The 18680-nt window shown below is 26.5% G+C and carries 17 protein-coding genes and 1 riboswitch; of the genes, 2 read left to right on the forward strand and 15 right to left on the reverse strand.

Going from position 1 to position 18680, the window contains the following annotated elements; translation table 11 throughout:
- Positions 1 to 53 precede the first annotated feature (53 nt).
- A riboswitch (cyclic di-GMP riboswitch) is annotated at positions 54 to 140 on the reverse strand.
- A gap of 258 nt (positions 141 to 398) precedes the next feature.
- The gene (locus tag ABCP60_RS08515) at positions 399 to 1157 is read left to right on the forward strand and encodes a SagB/ThcOx family dehydrogenase (RefSeq protein ID WP_166504791.1); all 759 of its coding nucleotides are present in this window, start codon (positions 399 to 401) and stop codon (positions 1155 to 1157) included.
- Between the two features lie 316 nt (positions 1158 to 1473).
- Here the strand turns inward: ABCP60_RS08515 and ABCP60_RS08520 are convergent, their stop codons facing one another.
- The 4 genes from ABCP60_RS08520 to ABCP60_RS08535 form a co-directional block, all read right to left on the reverse strand.
- A complete protein-coding gene (locus tag ABCP60_RS08520) occupies positions 1474 to 2883 on the reverse strand; it encodes a VWA-like domain-containing protein (protein WP_343101598.1) in 1410 nt (469 codons plus the stop codon).
- 3 nt (positions 2884 to 2886) lie between these two features.
- Entirely contained in the window at positions 2887 to 4017 is a 1131-nt protein-coding gene (locus ABCP60_RS08525; RefSeq protein ID WP_166504789.1) for an ATP-binding protein, read from the reverse strand.
- Positions 4018 to 4029: 12 nt separating this feature from the next.
- On the reverse strand, positions 4030 to 4833 hold the full coding sequence (locus ABCP60_RS08530) for a hypothetical protein (protein ID WP_195928574.1): 804 nt from the start codon (positions 4831 to 4833) through the stop codon (positions 4030 to 4032).
- 200 nt (positions 4834 to 5033) lie between these two features.
- Entirely contained in the window at positions 5034 to 5588 is a 555-nt protein-coding gene (locus ABCP60_RS08535; protein WP_092922789.1) for a helix-turn-helix domain-containing protein, read from the reverse strand.
- A gap of 300 nt (positions 5589 to 5888) precedes the next feature.
- Here ABCP60_RS08535 and ABCP60_RS08540 point away from each other — a divergent pair, with 300 nt between their 5' ends.
- Entirely contained in the window at positions 5889 to 7250 is a 1362-nt protein-coding gene (locus tag ABCP60_RS08540) for a D-serine ammonia-lyase (RefSeq protein ID WP_195581515.1), read from the forward strand.
- A 201-nt stretch (positions 7251 to 7451) separates the two neighbouring features.
- Here the strand turns inward: ABCP60_RS08540 and ABCP60_RS08545 are convergent, their stop codons facing one another.
- The 11 genes from ABCP60_RS08545 to ABCP60_RS08595 all read right to left on the reverse strand — a co-directional run bounded on the left by ABCP60_RS08545 (position 7452) and on the right by ABCP60_RS08595 (position 18677).
- Positions 7452 to 7892, reverse strand: coding sequence for an N-acetyltransferase (locus ABCP60_RS08545; protein WP_092922783.1), 441 nt, complete (start codon positions 7890 to 7892; stop codon positions 7452 to 7454).
- Positions 7893 to 8168: 276 nt separating this feature from the next.
- Positions 8169 to 9284, reverse strand: a complete 1116-nt coding sequence (locus ABCP60_RS08550) for a 4-hydroxybutyrate dehydrogenase (RefSeq protein WP_092922780.1) — start codon at positions 9282 to 9284, stop codon at positions 8169 to 8171.
- 250 nt (positions 9285 to 9534) lie between these two features.
- Positions 9535 to 11565, reverse strand: coding sequence for an ABC transporter permease (locus ABCP60_RS08555; protein WP_343101599.1), 2031 nt, complete (start codon positions 11563 to 11565; stop codon positions 9535 to 9537).
- Entirely contained in the window at positions 11555 to 12322 is a 768-nt protein-coding gene (locus tag ABCP60_RS08560; RefSeq protein WP_092922774.1) for an ABC transporter ATP-binding protein, read from the reverse strand. The genes ABCP60_RS08555 and ABCP60_RS08560 overlap by 11 nt, the downstream gene beginning before the upstream one ends.
- Before the next feature lie 223 nt (positions 12323 to 12545).
- A complete protein-coding gene (locus ABCP60_RS08565) occupies positions 12546 to 13583 on the reverse strand; it encodes an ATP-binding protein (protein ID WP_195237950.1) in 1038 nt (345 codons plus the stop codon).
- A gap of 2 nt (positions 13584 to 13585) precedes the next feature.
- Positions 13586 to 14254, reverse strand: coding sequence for a response regulator transcription factor (locus ABCP60_RS08570; protein ID WP_092922768.1), 669 nt, complete (start codon positions 14252 to 14254; stop codon positions 13586 to 13588).
- Between the two features lie 434 nt (positions 14255 to 14688).
- On the reverse strand, positions 14689 to 15849 hold the full coding sequence (locus ABCP60_RS08575; protein WP_166504783.1) for an iron-containing alcohol dehydrogenase: 1161 nt from the start codon (positions 15847 to 15849) through the stop codon (positions 14689 to 14691).
- 25 nt (positions 15850 to 15874) lie between these two features.
- Positions 15875 to 16075, reverse strand: coding sequence for a hypothetical protein (locus ABCP60_RS08580; RefSeq protein WP_092922762.1), 201 nt, complete (start codon positions 16073 to 16075; stop codon positions 15875 to 15877).
- A 30-nt stretch (positions 16076 to 16105) separates the two neighbouring features.
- The gene (locus ABCP60_RS08585; protein ID WP_343101600.1) at positions 16106 to 16291 is read right to left on the reverse strand and encodes a hypothetical protein; all 186 of its coding nucleotides are present in this window, start codon (positions 16289 to 16291) and stop codon (positions 16106 to 16108) included.
- Positions 16292 to 16405: 114 nt separating this feature from the next.
- The gene (locus ABCP60_RS08590; protein WP_343101601.1) at positions 16406 to 17602 is read right to left on the reverse strand and encodes a MalY/PatB family protein; all 1197 of its coding nucleotides are present in this window, start codon (positions 17600 to 17602) and stop codon (positions 16406 to 16408) included.
- 4 nt (positions 17603 to 17606) lie between these two features.
- The gene (locus ABCP60_RS08595) at positions 17607 to 18677 is read right to left on the reverse strand and encodes a Xaa-Pro peptidase family protein (RefSeq protein ID WP_195237954.1); all 1071 of its coding nucleotides are present in this window, start codon (positions 18675 to 18677) and stop codon (positions 17607 to 17609) included.
- Positions 18678 to 18680: the final 3 nt, after the last annotated feature.

Raw genomic sequence — 18680 nt, forward strand, 5'->3', positions numbered from 1 at the left:
AATCTTACAATTATATCATAAGATAACTCTATAAAAACAAAGAATATCAATTCTTTGGCAACTGGCTGGCATAGTCTAATTTTACCTTAGCCCCTTTAGCTTTGCGTCGCTAGATTTCTCTAGGTTTGCTAATATGTAATTTTTAGTCATCTATATTAATTATACATAATTTTTTATAAATTAAAATAGTTTTTTTTAATTTAAAATAATTTTAATATATTTTTGAATATATTCTATTAAAGCAAATATTAATTATTACTACACAAAAATATTTATTAATTTTTATCTGTAATTAAGCTTCTAATATGAAATTTTTACCATTTAGGCTTTTTCCACTTATATTTATATATATGGTATAATAAGTGTAAAAATTTATACATTTTAATAAGGAGACATCTATGGATAAAATTGCACAAAACAGAGAATTTTTCAAAGCTGATTTTGAAATACTAAAACAGATAAAAACGGATAAACAAAAAGGAATACCCGCTCCTTCTTTCCAAAAAGAATATGATTCAAATTCTAATTTAATAGAGTTACCTCCTGTAAGCAAAGACATTTTAGTTAAACCTAACGTACTAGATTGTATAAATGATAGAAGAAGTATAAGAAAATATAGTGATGAAAAAATAAATTTATCTGAACTTTCGTATTTACTATGGGCTACTCAAGGAATCCAAACTGTAAAAGATAAATTTAGTGCCTTAAGAACTGTACCTTCTGCTGGTTGCACTCACCCATTTGAAACATATTTAATAATAAATAATGTTGATGGTTTAAAGAGTGGAGTTTACAGATATTTACCTTTAGAACATAAACTTTTATTTATAAAGACTTTAAGCAATATAGATGATGAAATAGATAAAGCAACTCCAAACCAACCTTTTGTTCAAGGTTTCGTATCTAAAAGTGCCGTTGTGTTTGCTTGGAGTTGTATTCCATATAGAAGTGAACATAGATTTAGTATAACTGCTCATAAGAAAATACTTATAGATATTGGACATGTTTGCCAGAATCTTTACATAGCATCAGAATCTCTTAATTACGGGACTTGTGCTATCGGAATATATGATCAGGATATAATTGATAATATGTTAGATTTAGATGGAGAAAATGAGTTTGTAATTTATATGGCTTGTTTAGGTAAAAAACTTTAATAAATTAGCTTAATTATTAATATAATTGTATTACTTTAAAGTAAAAATCTCAAAAATATCTTAAATTAAGATACTTTTTGAGATTTTTTAATTTTAATATTTTTAAATAAAGTATAGTATAAAGTACTTTATTTTGATATTTGACTTAATATATATGAGGTTACTTCATCAGGAGAAATATTTAAAATAATCGCAAATTATTCATTTAATAATCTTTCTGCTTCTTTCATAATATTATTATCTCCTTTAGAAATTATATTTCTCATTGAAATTTTATTATTATGTTATTAGAATAACCAGAATTTAATACATAAATTTATAAAATTGGAGCTTGGTTATTCATTGAATATCCATCATTTCTAACATCACTCATATCTAATGTATCATCTTTTATTTTAACCTTGCTAAGTTTTTTAACTGCTCCATAAGGCTCTCTTAATGAAAGTTTGTCTCCTCTTCCTGAAATAACCCATAAAATTTTATATCCTCTAGGTATTACTTGTAGCCTGTCTTCTCCTTTACCATCAGTAAAGTATACCAATAAATTAATTTTTTTATTATTAGCATATTCAAAAACTGGGCTAAATTTAGTTGATCCTCTTCTTTTAAGCCTTTCTTTTATATCTTTTACAGATTTGACTTTATACACACGTCTAATTTCATTATCACATTCTATGATTGTAATTTCATGGTTATAATTTTTTACTATATTAAGTACTTCCTTAATAGCTTGTTTAAATTCTTCATCACTAATGCTTCCACTTATATCAAGTGCAACAGCTATCTCTGCTTTATGAGATCTCAACTGCCCCCTCAAATCTAATCTATTTGGCTGTCTTCTATTTCTTCTTGTTATAGTCTTCTTTTTATTACTTTCGATTGTTCCCATCAATCTATTAAGATATAAGTTCCAAGGCAATTCACCTTTACTATTTTTAAGTGATGATATCATACCATCTAAGTATTCTGGAATTTTACCTTTTTGAGAATTATTAATAGCTTTTTGGGTAAATTCTTTAAGAGTTTCCTTATCTATATTACTAGAATCTTCCCAAATATCATGAGTTTTTTCTGGATTGTATTCAGTTTCTATATCATCAGACTGACGAGTATCATCTTCTTCGCCATCTTTATCTACTTCTTGTAAATCTAATTCAGTTTGAATTTTTTCTACATAGTATTCAAAAGGCTCATAAGGCTCAAGTTTTAAATTATATTTTACATTTACATTTTCTAAAGTAACAGCATATGGTGGTAAATTATGTAAATATTTATTAACCACTATATCCATCGCCATATTAATAGCTAATGTACTGTATTTTCCTTTTAATTCTCTTGCTCTTACTAAATGCATAGATATTACATGAAGAATTTCATGTTTAATTGTACTTTCCATTTGTCTCATATTAAGGTCTAAAAAAATTATTGGGTTAAAGTATATGACATACTTAGCACCTTTAAAATTTATAGCAGTGGGACTACTTATATCAAATCTTATTTCTCTTGATGTTTGAAATAAAAAATATCCATAGAAATTATCTTTGTCTTCCATAAGGCTTAGATTAACTTTATCTACTAAACTGAAAAATTCATTTTTGAAATCTTGTGGTATATCTATCTCAAATTTTTCACCCTTGTGATTTGCTTTTAACATAGCATACGTATCTATAATTTTTTCTGTTTTATAATAAAGATCTCTTTTTTGTTTATCAAAGTAAGTTTCCATAGGCTATCCCCTTATTAATTTATAAGATTCGAAGTAAGCTTCTACAAATTCTTCATTTTCTATAGCTTTTTCATATACTTTTTTATAGCTATTTTTAATCTCTTTCATAATTCCTACCATTAAATCTATAGGGTATACTTTTAAAAACTGTACAAATCTATTAATATAATAGCTTGCCTCATAATCTTCATTTTTAATATTTGATTCTAAATCCCTTAAAATATTCATTACTGATAAATAAAGTCTTGTATGACTTTCATTTTTTACTTTTTCTATAACAGATTCACTTAAAGTTTCTCCACAAAAAACCTCTTCATAAGATATAAGTGGACTATAATCTGATTCAATAAAGTTTATAAATTCCTCTGCGATAACTTTACCTACATTTCCTTTTATAACATTTAAAAATACAGCCTTTGGTATTGAATCTTTTTGATCCTTATATACTTTGTAACTTTTAGAAACTCTTTCATAACTTCTTGGAGTTGCTGATACATCTCCTTCATTTATTTTGTGTAAATATTCTGGGAAGGTTGAAATAAACTCTATAACCTTTTGTTCAAGACCTTCACCTATTGCCCATTTTAGCCATTGATTATAATCAGACTCCATATTTAGCCATACAAATCTATTTTCTTGAGCTGCATCCATATCTACAACTTGATAATCAAAATCTGAACCATACTTGCTTGATGGATTCATTGCTGCTAAAATTTTTACATCATCATGTAACTTATATCCATTTATTTCTCTATTTAATATTAAGTTCATAAGCTCTTGTTGTACCGTATGCTCACAACGATTTATTTCATCTATAAATAAAAGAACATTTCTTCCTTTAGATATTTCTTCATCAATTTCCCTTAGCTTGTTATGAACTGCATATACTGTTGTTTTCTTTACTACTTCCTGACCATTAGAATTACTTATTATATAAGATTCTACAGTTGGTAAGCCTCCTATTTCACCTTCTTTAAGTAAGTTTCCATCAATAACAATTAAACTCCACTCATTTTCTTTAGCAAGCTTTTTTGCTAATGCAGTTTTTCCTATTCCACTTTCGCCAACTACTAGAGGTACTTCCCCAGTAGCTAAAACTAAGTCAACGCTTTTTAATGTCTCTATAAAATTCATTTTTTATTTCTCCTATATCATCTTAAGTTTTTCATCTACAGCTATTTTTTTAGCTTTTTTACTTCCGTATTTATGAATGAATATTATCTTATCCATGGATATATTATCATTATTTTTATCTATAGTTTTACAGTTTAAAAAATCTCTAACATATTTTTCTTCAACATCTTCCTTTAATAGCATTTCTTTTAATACTTCTTCTAATTCTTCTTTAGATATCTTATTTGAAATATATTTAATGGTTAAAATGTTTGCCTTTAAAAATTCTAACATTTTATTTTTATCTAAGTTTTTTATAAATCTAATAGCCGATTCATTGCTTTTAATAGCTAAAATCTGTGCATTATAGCTAGGTGAATCTATATATCTTAATGCAGTATAATTTATTTTTACAGCCTCTTCTTGAACACTTTCATAAGGATTTTTTATATATTTTAATGAATCATAATCTTTTCTTACTGCTAATAATTGTAGCTCCTCATTTGGATTTTCAACATATTTAATAGCCCATCCAGCTTTATCTATAGCTAATTTAATTACCTTATCAGTTGGATTTTTAATGCACTCTAAAATAGTCCATCCATCACTTACAGCTTTTATCATCATATCTTCTGTTGGTTTATCTATATATTTAATTGCTCTAGCATTGTTGTCTATAGCTAATTCTTGCATCTCTATAGTTGGATTTTCTATATACTCTAATACAAGCCCATTTTTCTTTATAGCTAATAACTTAATCTCATCTGTCGGATTGTTTATAGTTTTTATAACAAATGGATTATTATTTATCATCTTTATAAGTTTTGCTTCTTCCATAGCATACCTTTCCCTCTATGTTTATTTTTAATTTTTATCTATTTTAATTATTTCTTATTATAATTAATATACCTTTTTAATAAATTTAAACAGAATAATTATGGCAATATATAAAAAAAGTACCTAAAACTATTTTAGCTTTAGGTACTTTTTTATACAAATCCTTCTATTTTTCTAATTTATTTTAAATTTTTTATTTTTTAAAATGATGGCGGTGTTACTGCAAATATAACCTCACAATCCTCATCAGAATTATTTTCCCACTTATGATTTGAGTGTGGTGGTATTTTTACACTATCTCCACAATTTAACTCAATAACTGTATTCATCAAATGTAAACTTACACAGCCTTTCATAACATAAGCCACTTCTTCGCCCTTATGACTAAAAAGTTCTTTTGAAGATGACTCTCTTTTAGGTATCTTCATAAGCATAAACTCTATGGTTCCTCGCGAGTTTGGAGTCAATAATTCATAAGCAAAGCTATCATCCTCAGCAAACATTATTTTTTTTCGACTATCTTTTCTAACTACTAAATTTTCAGTAGGATTATCATTTATAAAAAAATTAAATAGGGGTATATCTAAAGCCTTAGAAATTTGTTTTAGCGTATTTATAGACGGGTTTGATGTTCCCTTTTCTATTTGACTAAGTAAAGAAGGTGTTACACCTGTTAAGTTAGCTAATTCTTTTATGGTTAAATTTTTACTTTTTCTATATTCAGTAATATTTCTTGATATATCTACTTCATTCATATGTTAATTTACCTCTTTTGTGTATTTGAAATTATCATTACATATTATATCAATATAACTTATTCTTATCAATTTAATTAAATTTTATTTAAATTTTATAATAATAATTAAATTCAATTGACGTCAATCATAAAAAATGTTAGTATTAGTTAAGTATTATTTAATTATTCGAAATAAAATTAATTAATACTTATTTGAATTAACAAATAGTTTTAATATAAACTTCATTTATCTTAGGTAAATTTATATAAATATTTATCTTTAAGAATTAAAAATAAAAATATAAAGGTGGTTATTATTATGTCTAATACAAAAGTTTTAAACAAAGAAATATCAACTTGGATTGATGAATATCCTTTATTACAAGAAATAATAGATTTAAAAGAATCAATATGGATAAATCCACTTCATACTAATTTTGATAAAGGTATGGAAAATGTTTCGCTTTCTAAAGCTGATGTACTAGATGCAGAAGCAAGATTAAATAGATTTGCTCCATACATAGCAAAGGTATTTCCTGAAACTCAATCAGAAAATGGAATAATAGAATCTCCAATAGCTAAAATAGATAACATGAAAGCTAAGCTAGAAGAAATCTGTGGTAAAGAACTTGCTGGAAATCTATTATTAAAATGTGACAGTCACCTTAAAGTATCAGGATCTATAAAAGCTAGAGGTGGAATATATGAAGTATTAAAACATGCTGAAGATTTAGCTTTAGCAAACAATATAATATCATTAGAAGACAACTATGCTAAATTAGATAGCGATGAAGTTAGAAAGTTCTTTTCTCAATATTCTGTAGTAGTTGGATCTACTGGAAACTTAGGCTTAAGTATAGGTATAATGAGTGCTAAACTTGGTTTTAAAGTTACAGTTCATATGTCTGCAGATGCTAGACAATGGAAAAAAGATTTATTAAGAAGCAGAGGCGTTGAAGTTATAGAGTATGAGTCTGATTACAGCAAAGCTGTTGAAGAAGGAAGAAAACAATCTGAAGCAGATGCTAATAGCTACTTTGTAGATGATGAAAACTCTAAAAACTTATTCTTAGGATACTCTGTTGCCGCTAAAAGATTAGATAAACAATTAAAAGATATGAATGTAAAAGTAGATGATAATCATCCATTATTTGTATACTTACCATGTGGTGTTGGTGGAGGTCCTGGTGGAGTTGCCTTTGGACTTAAGCTTTTATACAAAGATAATGTACATTTCTTCTTTGCTGAGCCAACACACTCTCCATGTATGATGATAGGATGCATGACTGGTGAGCATGATAAAGTTTCTGTTCAAGACTTTGGAATAGACAATATAACTGCTGCTGATGGATTAGCTGTTGGTAGAGCTTCTGGATTTGTTGGTAAAACATTAGAAAAATTAATGAGTGGATGCTACTCTGTTACTGATGAAAATATGTACAGATTATTAACTAAAATGGCTGATAGTGAAAATATATTCTTAGAACCTTCAGCTCTTGCTGGTGTCCCAGGTATAATAAATGTACTTACTTCTGAAGAAGGTAAGAAATATTTAAAAGCTAATAATCTTGAAGATAAGATAGAAAATATAACTCATATAGCTTGGGCAACTGGAGGAAGTATGGTTCCTAAGGATATGATGGATGAATACTATAACAAAGGTGTTTCACTACTTAAGTAGTGAATAAAAGGTATTATCAAGATTTTGATAATACCTTTTATTTATAAATTTAATTTTCTATTTAAATTCCCCTACTTTTTATATGACTTCGATTTCATTTTTTTAAATTTTAAATTATTCTTCTATATAAATCTTCAGACTAAATCTAACAACTGTATCTATTTATCAAGTGTAGCTATATTACTTATCTAACCAACTAATTTATCTATGAATTTTACTTTTATTTTTCATAGTATATTCAATACACATAGTGCCCTCATCAATACTTTCACTAACAACTTCAAAATTCATCTTTTTATAAAATTCAACAGATTTTGTATTATCTTTATAAACAGATAAAGTTAAGTTATCGTATAAATTAATTGTATGTTCAATTAACTTTCTACCAATTCCACAACCTTGGTAATTATTATCAACAAATAATGCACCTATAAATTCATTATTTATAATTGCTATAAATCCTTTTATATTTTCTTCATCTTCATAAACAAAGACATCTGATACAGGTATATAATCATGTTTTACTGTATTATAATTATCTTCCCAATATTTTTTTTCTATAAAATCGTGAGCTTTTATAGTACTTTCTAACCATATTTCCATTATTCTATCTATATCTTTATTCTCTAACATTCTTATCATATTGACTTCTTTCCCCCTACCTACGTATTTTATTTTAATGTTATCATTAACTTTTAAGTAATACTTAGTACATATATACTTTGTATAATTTTTGTACTATAAAAAAGTGCATTAACTAATTTTTTAATTACTTTAACGCACCTATTTTTTATTAATCTAATATAAATATATTCATCTATGTTTTCAGATTAAAAAATACATCTTACTTTATTAAATATAAAAGCTTATTTATATTTATATAAAAATAAAATAAATGTAAAATTTAACATTAGACATTTAGAATAACTCATTATAAATACATTTAATATTTTCTTTTGATAATGAAGTATAACTCTGACTAAGTAATCTTTGTTGGTTAGCTATAACATTTTCAGTAAATAGTAATATGTCAGATTCCTTCATACCGTACTCTCTTAAAGATTTTTTTTCTATAATATTACTTAGTAACTTTTCCATTTCATCATATACATTACAAACTTCACATTCTAGTAATCCACTTAAAATAATATTTAAATCCATTATCTTTCCACTTGGATTTTTTTTATTATAGACTTTAAAAACAGATGTGAAAAATTGATAATTAGCTTCACCATGAGGTACATGATATGTTCCACTTAAAGGAGATGATAAAGCATGCACTGCTCCATTTCCTGCATTACCAAAAGCAATTCCAGCTAAATTACTAGCAATAAGAAAATCATCTAGCATCGAAACTCTTGCATCTTGCCCTTCTTTAACAATTCTTTTAAACCCTTTTATTATTATTTCCATAGCTTGCTTACTAAACATCTCTGTATAAACATTAGCCTTTGGTGAAAGAAATGATTCTATAGAATGAATTAACGCATCTATTGCACTTGTTGCAAAGAATTTATATGGTAAATTTACTAGTAACTCTGGAATAAGTACCGCATAATCTGGATATAACTCATCAATTGCCAGTCCAAGTTTAGAGTTTAACTTAGTTATTTCTGTTATACTAACATTTGATACCTCTGACCCCGATCCACAAGTTGTTGGAATTGTTATCAATGTTCTTACTTTTTCTAACTTTATCTTTTTCTCAAATAAATCTGCTGTACACTTTCCATTTTTTAGAACTAATATTTTAGCCATATCTATTACTGAACCACCACCAATGGCTATAACTCTTTTGTAGTTACCTTTATTAAAATCTTTTAATAGAGCATCCATCATTATATCTGTAGGCTCACCATTTCCATATGTATCTTTATAAGCTACCGTTGCCTTTATGTCTAACTCTTTAAAATTTCGTTCATATATACCTTTACTTGCAAAAATAAAGTCATTCTCTCCTATTTTAAATTCTTCAATAAACTCTTTTGCCTTTTCAAATTTATGAATATTTGTCTTTGCCATAAATAAGTTCATTATTTTACCCCCGATGTTTATATTTTCTGTATATCATTTGTACTTAAAATAGTATATAAAAATACAGTCTATCCAACTAGTCTATAATTAAATTTATTTATATGCTATAATTTAAATATAGAAAATAACTCATCCGATAACTTAAACTTTCAATTATAGGATGAGTTATTTTTATTCAATGGTTGATACAATCATTAAGAATCATATGCAATATTGACTATCTATGTTCTTTCAATAGTACATACTTTAATTACTTATTTACAATTCTCCTATATCCTTTACATGTTCCAAAGAAGTATATAGCATAAATTACACATATACTCACTACTGCAACCACATTAGTTCCTACTGTATCATAGTCTCCAAATATTTTAATTACGTTATTTGCTACCTTTATTCCAAAATAACTATGAACTAAGGCTAAGGCTATTGGAAGTGAGAAATATATAAATACTTGTATAAAAATTGATTTGTTTATCATTTTTGAGCTTACTCCAAGTTTTTTAAGTATTTCATATCTTCCTAAACTTTCTGTTGCTCCTGATAATTGGTTAAGTGCAAGTACTGCTGCACTAGATATTAAGAATATTATCCCTATATATAAACCAATGTATAAAAACATAGCTGCATTAGACATATTAATTTCTAAAACCATTTGTTTACTTATAAATATTAAGATTGAACCATTGTCTTTTTGATATTGAATTTGTTTATTTTTACTTTTTTCAAGATTTTTAGTTAGATTATTTTCTGTATCTTTTTTATCTCCTACATAATTAAAACTTAAACACTTTTGACTTATATCATATTTATCTGCGTATTTATCTTCAACTACAAATGTTATAAAATTATCTTTTGCTAAATCATTTTCTAAAGATTGATTTTGATAGTTTTCATTTATTTTAAATTCATCATTTCCTATTTTTATACTTTTATTATTTTTTATATAATCTTTTATTGGGTTCTCCATAGTAGATGAATTTGTAACAAAAAGTACTTCTTTATCTTTTAAATTTATTGTTTTTTTACCTGCCATTTTATTTAGCTTATTATAATCTGATAGTTTTATAATAGGAATATTATGATCCATCGTAACTTTTAATTGCTTAGATAAAAAATCATCTGAAGTATTTTCAAACATTTTAATAAACTTTATAGGAGATTTGTAAAAATTATAATCTAAATATTCTTTTGAATAATCATTTACATTTAAATCTAACTTTTTAAGTATTTCACTTAATTTTTCATTGTTATAGTTTGTTTTTTCTTGAGGATTGTACGTTTCTATAAAAGTTACATCATATGGGGTTTGAGACTCTGCTGATTTTTCCATGGCATTTTTTAGTCCTATTGCTGAAGAATACATCCCAATTGATATAAATAACATTAAACATATAATACTCATTGATATATAGTTTGTATTAATTTTACTGTTTAATTGTCTTAAAGTGAAAGTGTTAAGATTTTTTAGATATAAGTTTTTATCATTTTGAACTAATTTTATTAAAAATCCTGCCAAAGATCTAAAAAATAATACTGTTCCTACAACGCCTAAAAGTATAGATAGTTTAAAATTATTATCTGTTATGTCTACAAGAGCATTTTCTAAAATTAATTTATATGCAAATCCTAAACAAACTATAGATATTATAAATAGTGCTACAGATAATATTAAATTTGTGCCTTTTAACTTTTCATTTTTTCTTTGACTATTTATTAAATTTATAAGTTTATATCTTGAAACTACTACAAAATTTAGAATCATAGTTATAAAAAACATTATACTAAAATATATTATTGTTTTTATACAAGCTTCCTTTGAAAATATAAATTGATATTTTTTCATATCCAGTGAAAATAATTTTGCAGTAACTGAAGCTAGTCCTTGAGATAAAAATACACCTACAAATAGTCCTACTGCTAAAGACATAACCCCAACTATTATAGTTTCATAAAATAGCATAAAAGCAATTTTACTTCTACTAATACCTAGTGTCATATATATACCAAATTCTCTATTTCTTTTTTTAATTATAAAGTTATTTGCATATATTATTAAAAAACCTAATATGAAAGACACAAAAACTGATACTATTGAAATTATCATAGTTGTAACTTCCATTAGCTTTTTTTGATTTTCTGTCATATCCATCATAGCTGTTTGAGCTTCTACTGAGTTGAATATATAAAATATACAAACTCCTAGAACAAGTGTAAAAAAGTAAATACTATAATCTTTCATACTTCTTTGAACATTTCTTTTGGAAAGCTTAAATAACATTGTTATTGTCACCTCCTAAAAGAGTAACAACTTCTATAATTCTTTTGAAAAATTCTTTTCTATCATCATTTCCTCTTACTAACTCATTAAAGATTTTTCCATCTTTTATAAATAAAATTCTTTTACAATAACTAGCTGTAAAAGCATCATGAGTTACCATCATTATTGTAGAATTCATACTTTCATTTAGGTCAGATAAATTTTCAAGTAAAACTCTTGCTGATTTTGAATCTAGTGACCCTGTTGGTTCATCTGCAAGAATCAAAGACGGCTCATTTATTATAGCTCTTGCACAAGCTACTCTTTGCTTTTGCCCTCCTGATATTTCGTATGGAAATTTACTTAATATCTCTGATATTCCAAGTCTACTTGATACACTTTTTACTCTTTTATCTATTTCTGATCCCTTTACTCCTAGTATAGATAGTGCTAAGGATATATTTTCATATACAGTTAAAGTATCTAGTAAATTAAACTCTTGAAATATAAATCCTAAATGTTCTCTTCTAAACTTTTCTATATTTTTTCTTGATAAAGTTGTTATATCTTTATCTTCAATTTGTATGTTTCCGGTAGTTACCTTATCTATTGTTGCTATACAATTTAAAAGTGTAGTTTTACCACTTCCACTTGGTCCCATAATCCCTATAAATTCACCCTTATCAACTTCAAATGAAATATTGTTAATAGCCTTTGTTAGATTCTTTTTATTCCCATAATATTTTTCTATATTTTTAACTTTAAGAACTGTACTCATCTTATCTCCTCCATATTTTTTAATTTATAACTTTATTTTATAGTCTTTAGAGGATTTAATTAATAAGATAACCTTACGACTATCTTACGAAAATGTAAGTTTATTTACTTCTTAGGAAATTATATTTAATCCTGATTTGTGGATAAATATAATTTCCAACATATAAACTTGAGTAACGGACCTGTTTTTCAAGGTCATTGGCGACATGAGCAAAGCGAATTTTTTATATTTGAATCATATTACTTTTTGGAAATGTTATTTTTACAGTGGTTTCTTCATTAACCTCAGAGTATATATCTAGGCCTATATACATTTTTTCTGCTAATCGTTTTGATATGTAAAGTCCCATTCCTGTTGATTTTTTTAGTTTTCTTCCATTAATGCCTGTAAAACCTTTGTTAAAAACTTTTTTTAAATCCTTCTTATCAATTCCAATTCCATTGTCTTTTATATACAATTCTAGGCTATTGTCTTTAAGCTTTGTGTATATAGATATCTTTGGAAGTTCTTTTTCTAACTTTTTATTTATAGTTTTATCTCCTATGTATTTTATGGCATTTACTATAATTTGATTTAGTATAAACTCCATCCATTTTGCATCACAATAAACTATTTCTCTAAAATCTTGTATATCTATACAAATCTTCTTTTCCCTAATTAAGTTTTTATTTCTTTTAATAGTGTTATTTATACACTTTCTTAAATCTGTTTCTTTTATTATGTAATCTATTTCTATTTCATTAGATTTTGAATAATAAAGAGCTTGTTCTATAAAACCTTCTACTTTTTCTATTTCTTCTAAAATACTTAATGTATGTTCATTTTTATTATTTTCTATAACTAACTTACTAGCTGCTATTGGAGTTTTTATTTCATGAACCCACAAATCAAGGTACTCTCTGTATTCTTCTTGATTAAATTTATATTTATTGACTTCTTCATTCATAGATTTATCTGTAATGCTAAGTACATCATATAAAATTTTTCCTTCGCAAAAAGATGGTCTTTTTATAACTACTGGTAGTAAATACTTTTTGTCTAGTTCATTTAAGGAATTTATTACTTGATCGTAGTAACTTTTCTTTTTAAAATATCCATAAAAAATTTCTATACTACTTAAAACTATCCAAAGCATTGCTGTAAAAATTATTGTTACTCTTTCAACTTGAGATGCTTTTAGTATAAAAATTACAAAAGCAAAAAATATAAAATTTAATAATATAGCTAAGTTTCTATCTTTTAAATAATCTTTTATATTCATAGTTACGGCATTATATAGCCTCTCCCCCTTTTAGTTTCTATATATCCACTACATCCAATTTCACTTAATTTCTTTCTAAGCCTATTTATATTAACAGTTAGAGTATTATCATCTATAAATAAATCTAAGTCCCATAAATAATCCATTAAATCTCCTCTTGATACTATCTTTCCCTTATTTTTCATTAAACAATTTAGTATTCTAAATTCATTTTTAGTTAAGTCTACTTCTTGATTTTCAAATATAGCAATATCTTTAGATAAATCCAATGCCAACTCTTTATATAAAAGTATATCTGTATTAGATTCTTTATATGTTCTTTTTAAAATTGAATTTATTCGTGCTAATAAAATTTGAGTATTATACGGCTTTGTTATAAAATCATCTGCTCCTAAATTCATACTCATAAGCTCATCCATTTCTGTATCTTTACTCGTTACTACAATTATAGGTATATCAGATTTTTTTCTTATTTCTCTACAAATATAATACCCATCATATATAGGTAAATTTATATCTAATAAAATTAGATGTCCATTCAACTTTAAAATATCTTCTATAATATTTTCAAATTTTGTTAAGCATACAACGTCATATTTATATTTTAATAAGAAATTTTTTAGCTCCATTCTAATTTTTTCTTCATCTTCTACTATAATAATTTTCTTCATAATCTCTATTACCTCCACTTTAAAGATAATTATATCATTTTGGTTGATTCTTTCAATTTGTTAATTTCAAATATTATACGAACAGGTAATAAGTTTTAGCTAAAATACACACTTTATAGTAAAATATAAGTTTCTAATATTTTAAATATATTTTTAGGTATTGAGTATTCATTTTGGTTAATTATTCTTAATATTGTCGATTTTATTAAATTACTTTCTTTTTCTAGTTTAATTATGAAGAACTTTTTATTTCATTTTGTTTTATAGATTTGTAATAGTAAGTATGCTTGAAAAGCTCTAATAAAGTATTTACGAAATTTTTAAAATAAAAAAGTTGAAACAAGTATCGTAAATAAATACTTGTCCCAACTTTTATATTGTTAATTAACATTCTCTTTTGGATATGGTATTTTAAATAGTATGAGATGTTTTTATTAATATGCTGCTTTAAATATATTTATTATATCTTGTTTGTTACCTTTTCTAGGATTACTAAATGCATTTCCATCTTTAAGAGCCATTTCAGCCATATATTCAAAATCTTCTTCTTTTATTCCCATTTCTTTTAGTGAAGTTGGTATACCTATATCTTTAGATAATCTAAACATTGCATCTATTGCTTTTTCAGCTGCTTCATGAACTGATAAACCATCTATGTTTTCTCCCATAAATTCAGCTATATCAGCGAATTTTTGTGGATTAGATATTATATTATACTTACAAACATGAGGTAATAACATTGCATTAGCAACACCATGTGGCATATCATATAATCCACCTAATTGGTGAGCCATAGCATGAACATAACCTAAGTTAGCATTATTAAATGCCATACCAGCTAATAATGATGCATAAGCCATATTTGTTCTAGCTTCTAAATTCTCACCCATAGCAACTGCTTGTCTTAAGTTATTAGATATTAATTTTATTGATTGTATGGCAGAAGCATCTGTTACAGGGTTAGCATCTTTAGAAACATATGCTTCTACTGCATGAGTTAAAGCATCCATTCCTGTAGCTGCAGTAAGTCCTGCTGGTTTTCCAACCATTAATTCTGGATCATTAAAAGATACTAATGGTAAGTTTCTCCAACTTACTATAACATATTTTACTTTTGTCTTTGTATTAGTTATAACACAGTGTCTAGTAACTTCACTTCCAGTTCCTGCTGTTGTGTTTACTGCTAATATTGGTGGTAGTGCATTAGTTAAAGTTTCTATACCTGCATATTCATATAAATCACCTTCATGAGTTGCAGCTATACCTATACCTTTACCACAGTCATGAGAAGAACCTCCACCTACTGTAATTATCATATCACAGTTTTCATCTTTGAAAACTTTTAAACCATCAGCTACATTTGTATCTTTTGGATTTGGTTCAGTTCCATCGTATATAACAACTTCAAGACCTGCTTCTGTTAAATATTTTATAGTTTGTTCAACTGCTCCATTTTCTTGGTTTCTTAAGAATTTATCTGTAACTATTAAAACCTTTTTCCCGCCTAACATTTTAGCCCTTTCGCCAATAACTTTTAAACATCCTGGTCCCATAAAGTTGACACTTGGTACTAAATAATCATACATTCTGCCCATTTTATATTCCTCCAATTTGTATACATTATTTTTTATTTATAAAAAGCATAAAATATTTTGGGATTAAATTTTGTATCCTACCCCAATTTAATGTTTTCGTTTTCCTTGTTATAATTTTAACTTTTTTTCTTATCAAATACATCTTAATATCTTGTTTTTCTATGTAAAATTTTAGTCTATTTTTATTTAAAAAATGTAATTTTTTGTTCTTTGCTATTTTTCCCATAAAAAAAGTCCTATTTTTCAATAAGACTAGTTATATATATCTAAATCCTTTTGGCGTTATTCCCTCTAACTTTTTAAATACCCTTATAAGGTAGCCACAATTTTCAAATCTTAAATATAAAGAAATACTATTTATTGATTTGTCTATATCCATTGACAGTGGTTTTGCCCCTGCTATCTTTTTCATATTTAAATATTCGATAAGATTAATTCCCATTTTCCTCAAATAAAATTTGACTTGTCATCATAGCTCCTAAATAAAAATAAATCCCATATATATCGATTAAAATTCAATATATATGGGACTTACCTTTTATGCCTTAAAATTGATTTAAGCTTTTTGACAATACATACTTATATAAGTTTCTTTTATTCTATTTAGAGCTTCATTTAATGTTTCTTTAGGGCATCCTATATTAAGACGAATAAATCCTTCTCCATCTTTTACAAAATAACTTCCAACTACCATAGTTAAATTTGCACTTCTAAAGAATTCTTTAGACGCTTCTTCATCCTTAAATACTTCTCTTACATCTATCCATGCTAAGAAAGAAGAGTCAGACTTCATAACTTTTGCTTTTGGCATATATTTCTCAAAGAAGTCATAAACTATTTCGAAATTACTTTCTACATAATCTCTCATCTCATCTAACCATTCTTCACTTTCGTTGTATGCTGCAACAATGGCTGGAATAGCAAATACATTTGGAGAAGTTATTGAGTTACTTTTTAGTCTTTCCAATAAAGTTTCTCTAACCTTAGCATCTCTTATTACTACATAAGATGTTTTTAGCCCACCTAAGTTAAATCCTTTGTTAGGAGATACACATATTATACTATTTTTATAAATTTCTGGATGAGCATTCCATAAAGATATAAATGTATGACCTTTAAATACTACGTCTCTATGAATTTCATCACTTACTAAAAGTACATTATACTTCAAGCATAATTCTGACACTTGATATAGTTCTTCTTTTGTCCATATACGGCCTGATGGATTCTGTGGACTGCAGAATATAAATACTTTTATATCACCAGACTTCATTTGATTTTCCATATCTTCAAAGTCAAGATAATATCTATTATTTTCTAGCTTTAATGAGCTACAATATAACTTTCTATTGTTATTTACTACAGCTTCTGCAAAAGGATCATACGCAGGTGTATTTATTAATACTCCTTCTCCTTCTTTAGTATACGCTTGAACTATATAATGAAGAGTTGAAACTGTTCCGAAAGTTAATTTTATCCACTCTTTTTCTATATGAACATCAAATCTTCTTTTGTTCCAATTTATCACGGCTTCATAGAAGTCATCTCCTATAAAGGTATAACTATAATCTCCCACAGATGCTCTTTTTGTAATAGCTTCTTTTATAGCTGGAGCACACTCAAAATCAATATCAGCTAAATCCATAGGAATTGCATCTTCATCTAATCCGAATTTTTCTTGAATTACACTATTGCTCCATTTTCTACAATTACCTTCTTTACGATTTAACACTTTGTCAAAATTATATTTCATAGCTTTACTCTCCTAATATTATAAAGTCCTTAGATGTCTTATTAAGTGAAATACCTTTACCATCGATTATGACAATATCATCTTCTATTCTAACTCCCCCTACATCTGGAATATAAATACCTGGCTCGCAGGACATTACCATACCTTCTGTTAGAATATCATCACTTCTTGGGTTTAGTGTTGGCACTTCTCCATCACCAAGACCTATTCCATGACCTAATCCATGGTTAAAATAATCACCAAATCCATGATTCTCTATAATTTGTCTAGCAATTTTATCAACATCACTAGCTTTCATACCTTCTTTAATTGACTCTATTGCCGATAGTTGTGCTTTTAAAACTACATCATATATTTCTTGAATAATTTTAGGTGGCTTACCTATAGATATTGTACGAGTCATATCAGATTGATATCCTTGGTAAACAACACCAAAATCTATTGTTATAGCTTCATTTTTCTTTAATTTTTTAGTTGTAGGTCTTCCGTGTGGCATTGCTCCCCTTTCACCAGATACTACTATTGGTTCAAATGACATGCCACTTGCACCCTTTTTAAGTGCATGATATTGAAGTAGGGCTGAAACTTCTAGTTCAGTCATACCTTCTTTTATTTCAGATATGACCTCACTAAATACTTCATCTGTAATCTCACAAGCTTTTTTAATAAGCTCAATTTCCTCTTTAGATTTTACAGCTCTTACTTTACCTAATTCGTTAGTTATTAAGTTAATATTAAAACCTGCCTTATCTAATAAAATATACTCTTGTATACTCATAGTTTGGCTTTCTATTGCTATATTTTTTATATTCATTTCTTCTAACAATTCAATTATATTTTCTATATAAGATCCCTGAGATACAACCCTTTTTATAAATCCAGATGTTTTCTTATCTGCTTCATCAGTATATCTACCATCTAGAATTTGATATTTTTGTTCTTTTGTGATAAGCACATAAACACCGCTACCGGTTAATGCTCCTATATATCTTTTATTATTTTTTCCTTTAATTAAAAGAGCGTCAACGCCTCTTTCTTCAATTAAATCTATTATTTTTTTTACTCTATTATCCATAAT

The sequence above is a fragment of the Romboutsia sp. MSSM.1001216sp_RTP31141st1_G3_RTP31141_220114 genome, from assembly GCF_039031195.1.
Lineage (GTDB): Bacteria > Bacillota > Clostridia > Peptostreptococcales > Peptostreptococcaceae > Romboutsia_C > Romboutsia_C hominis.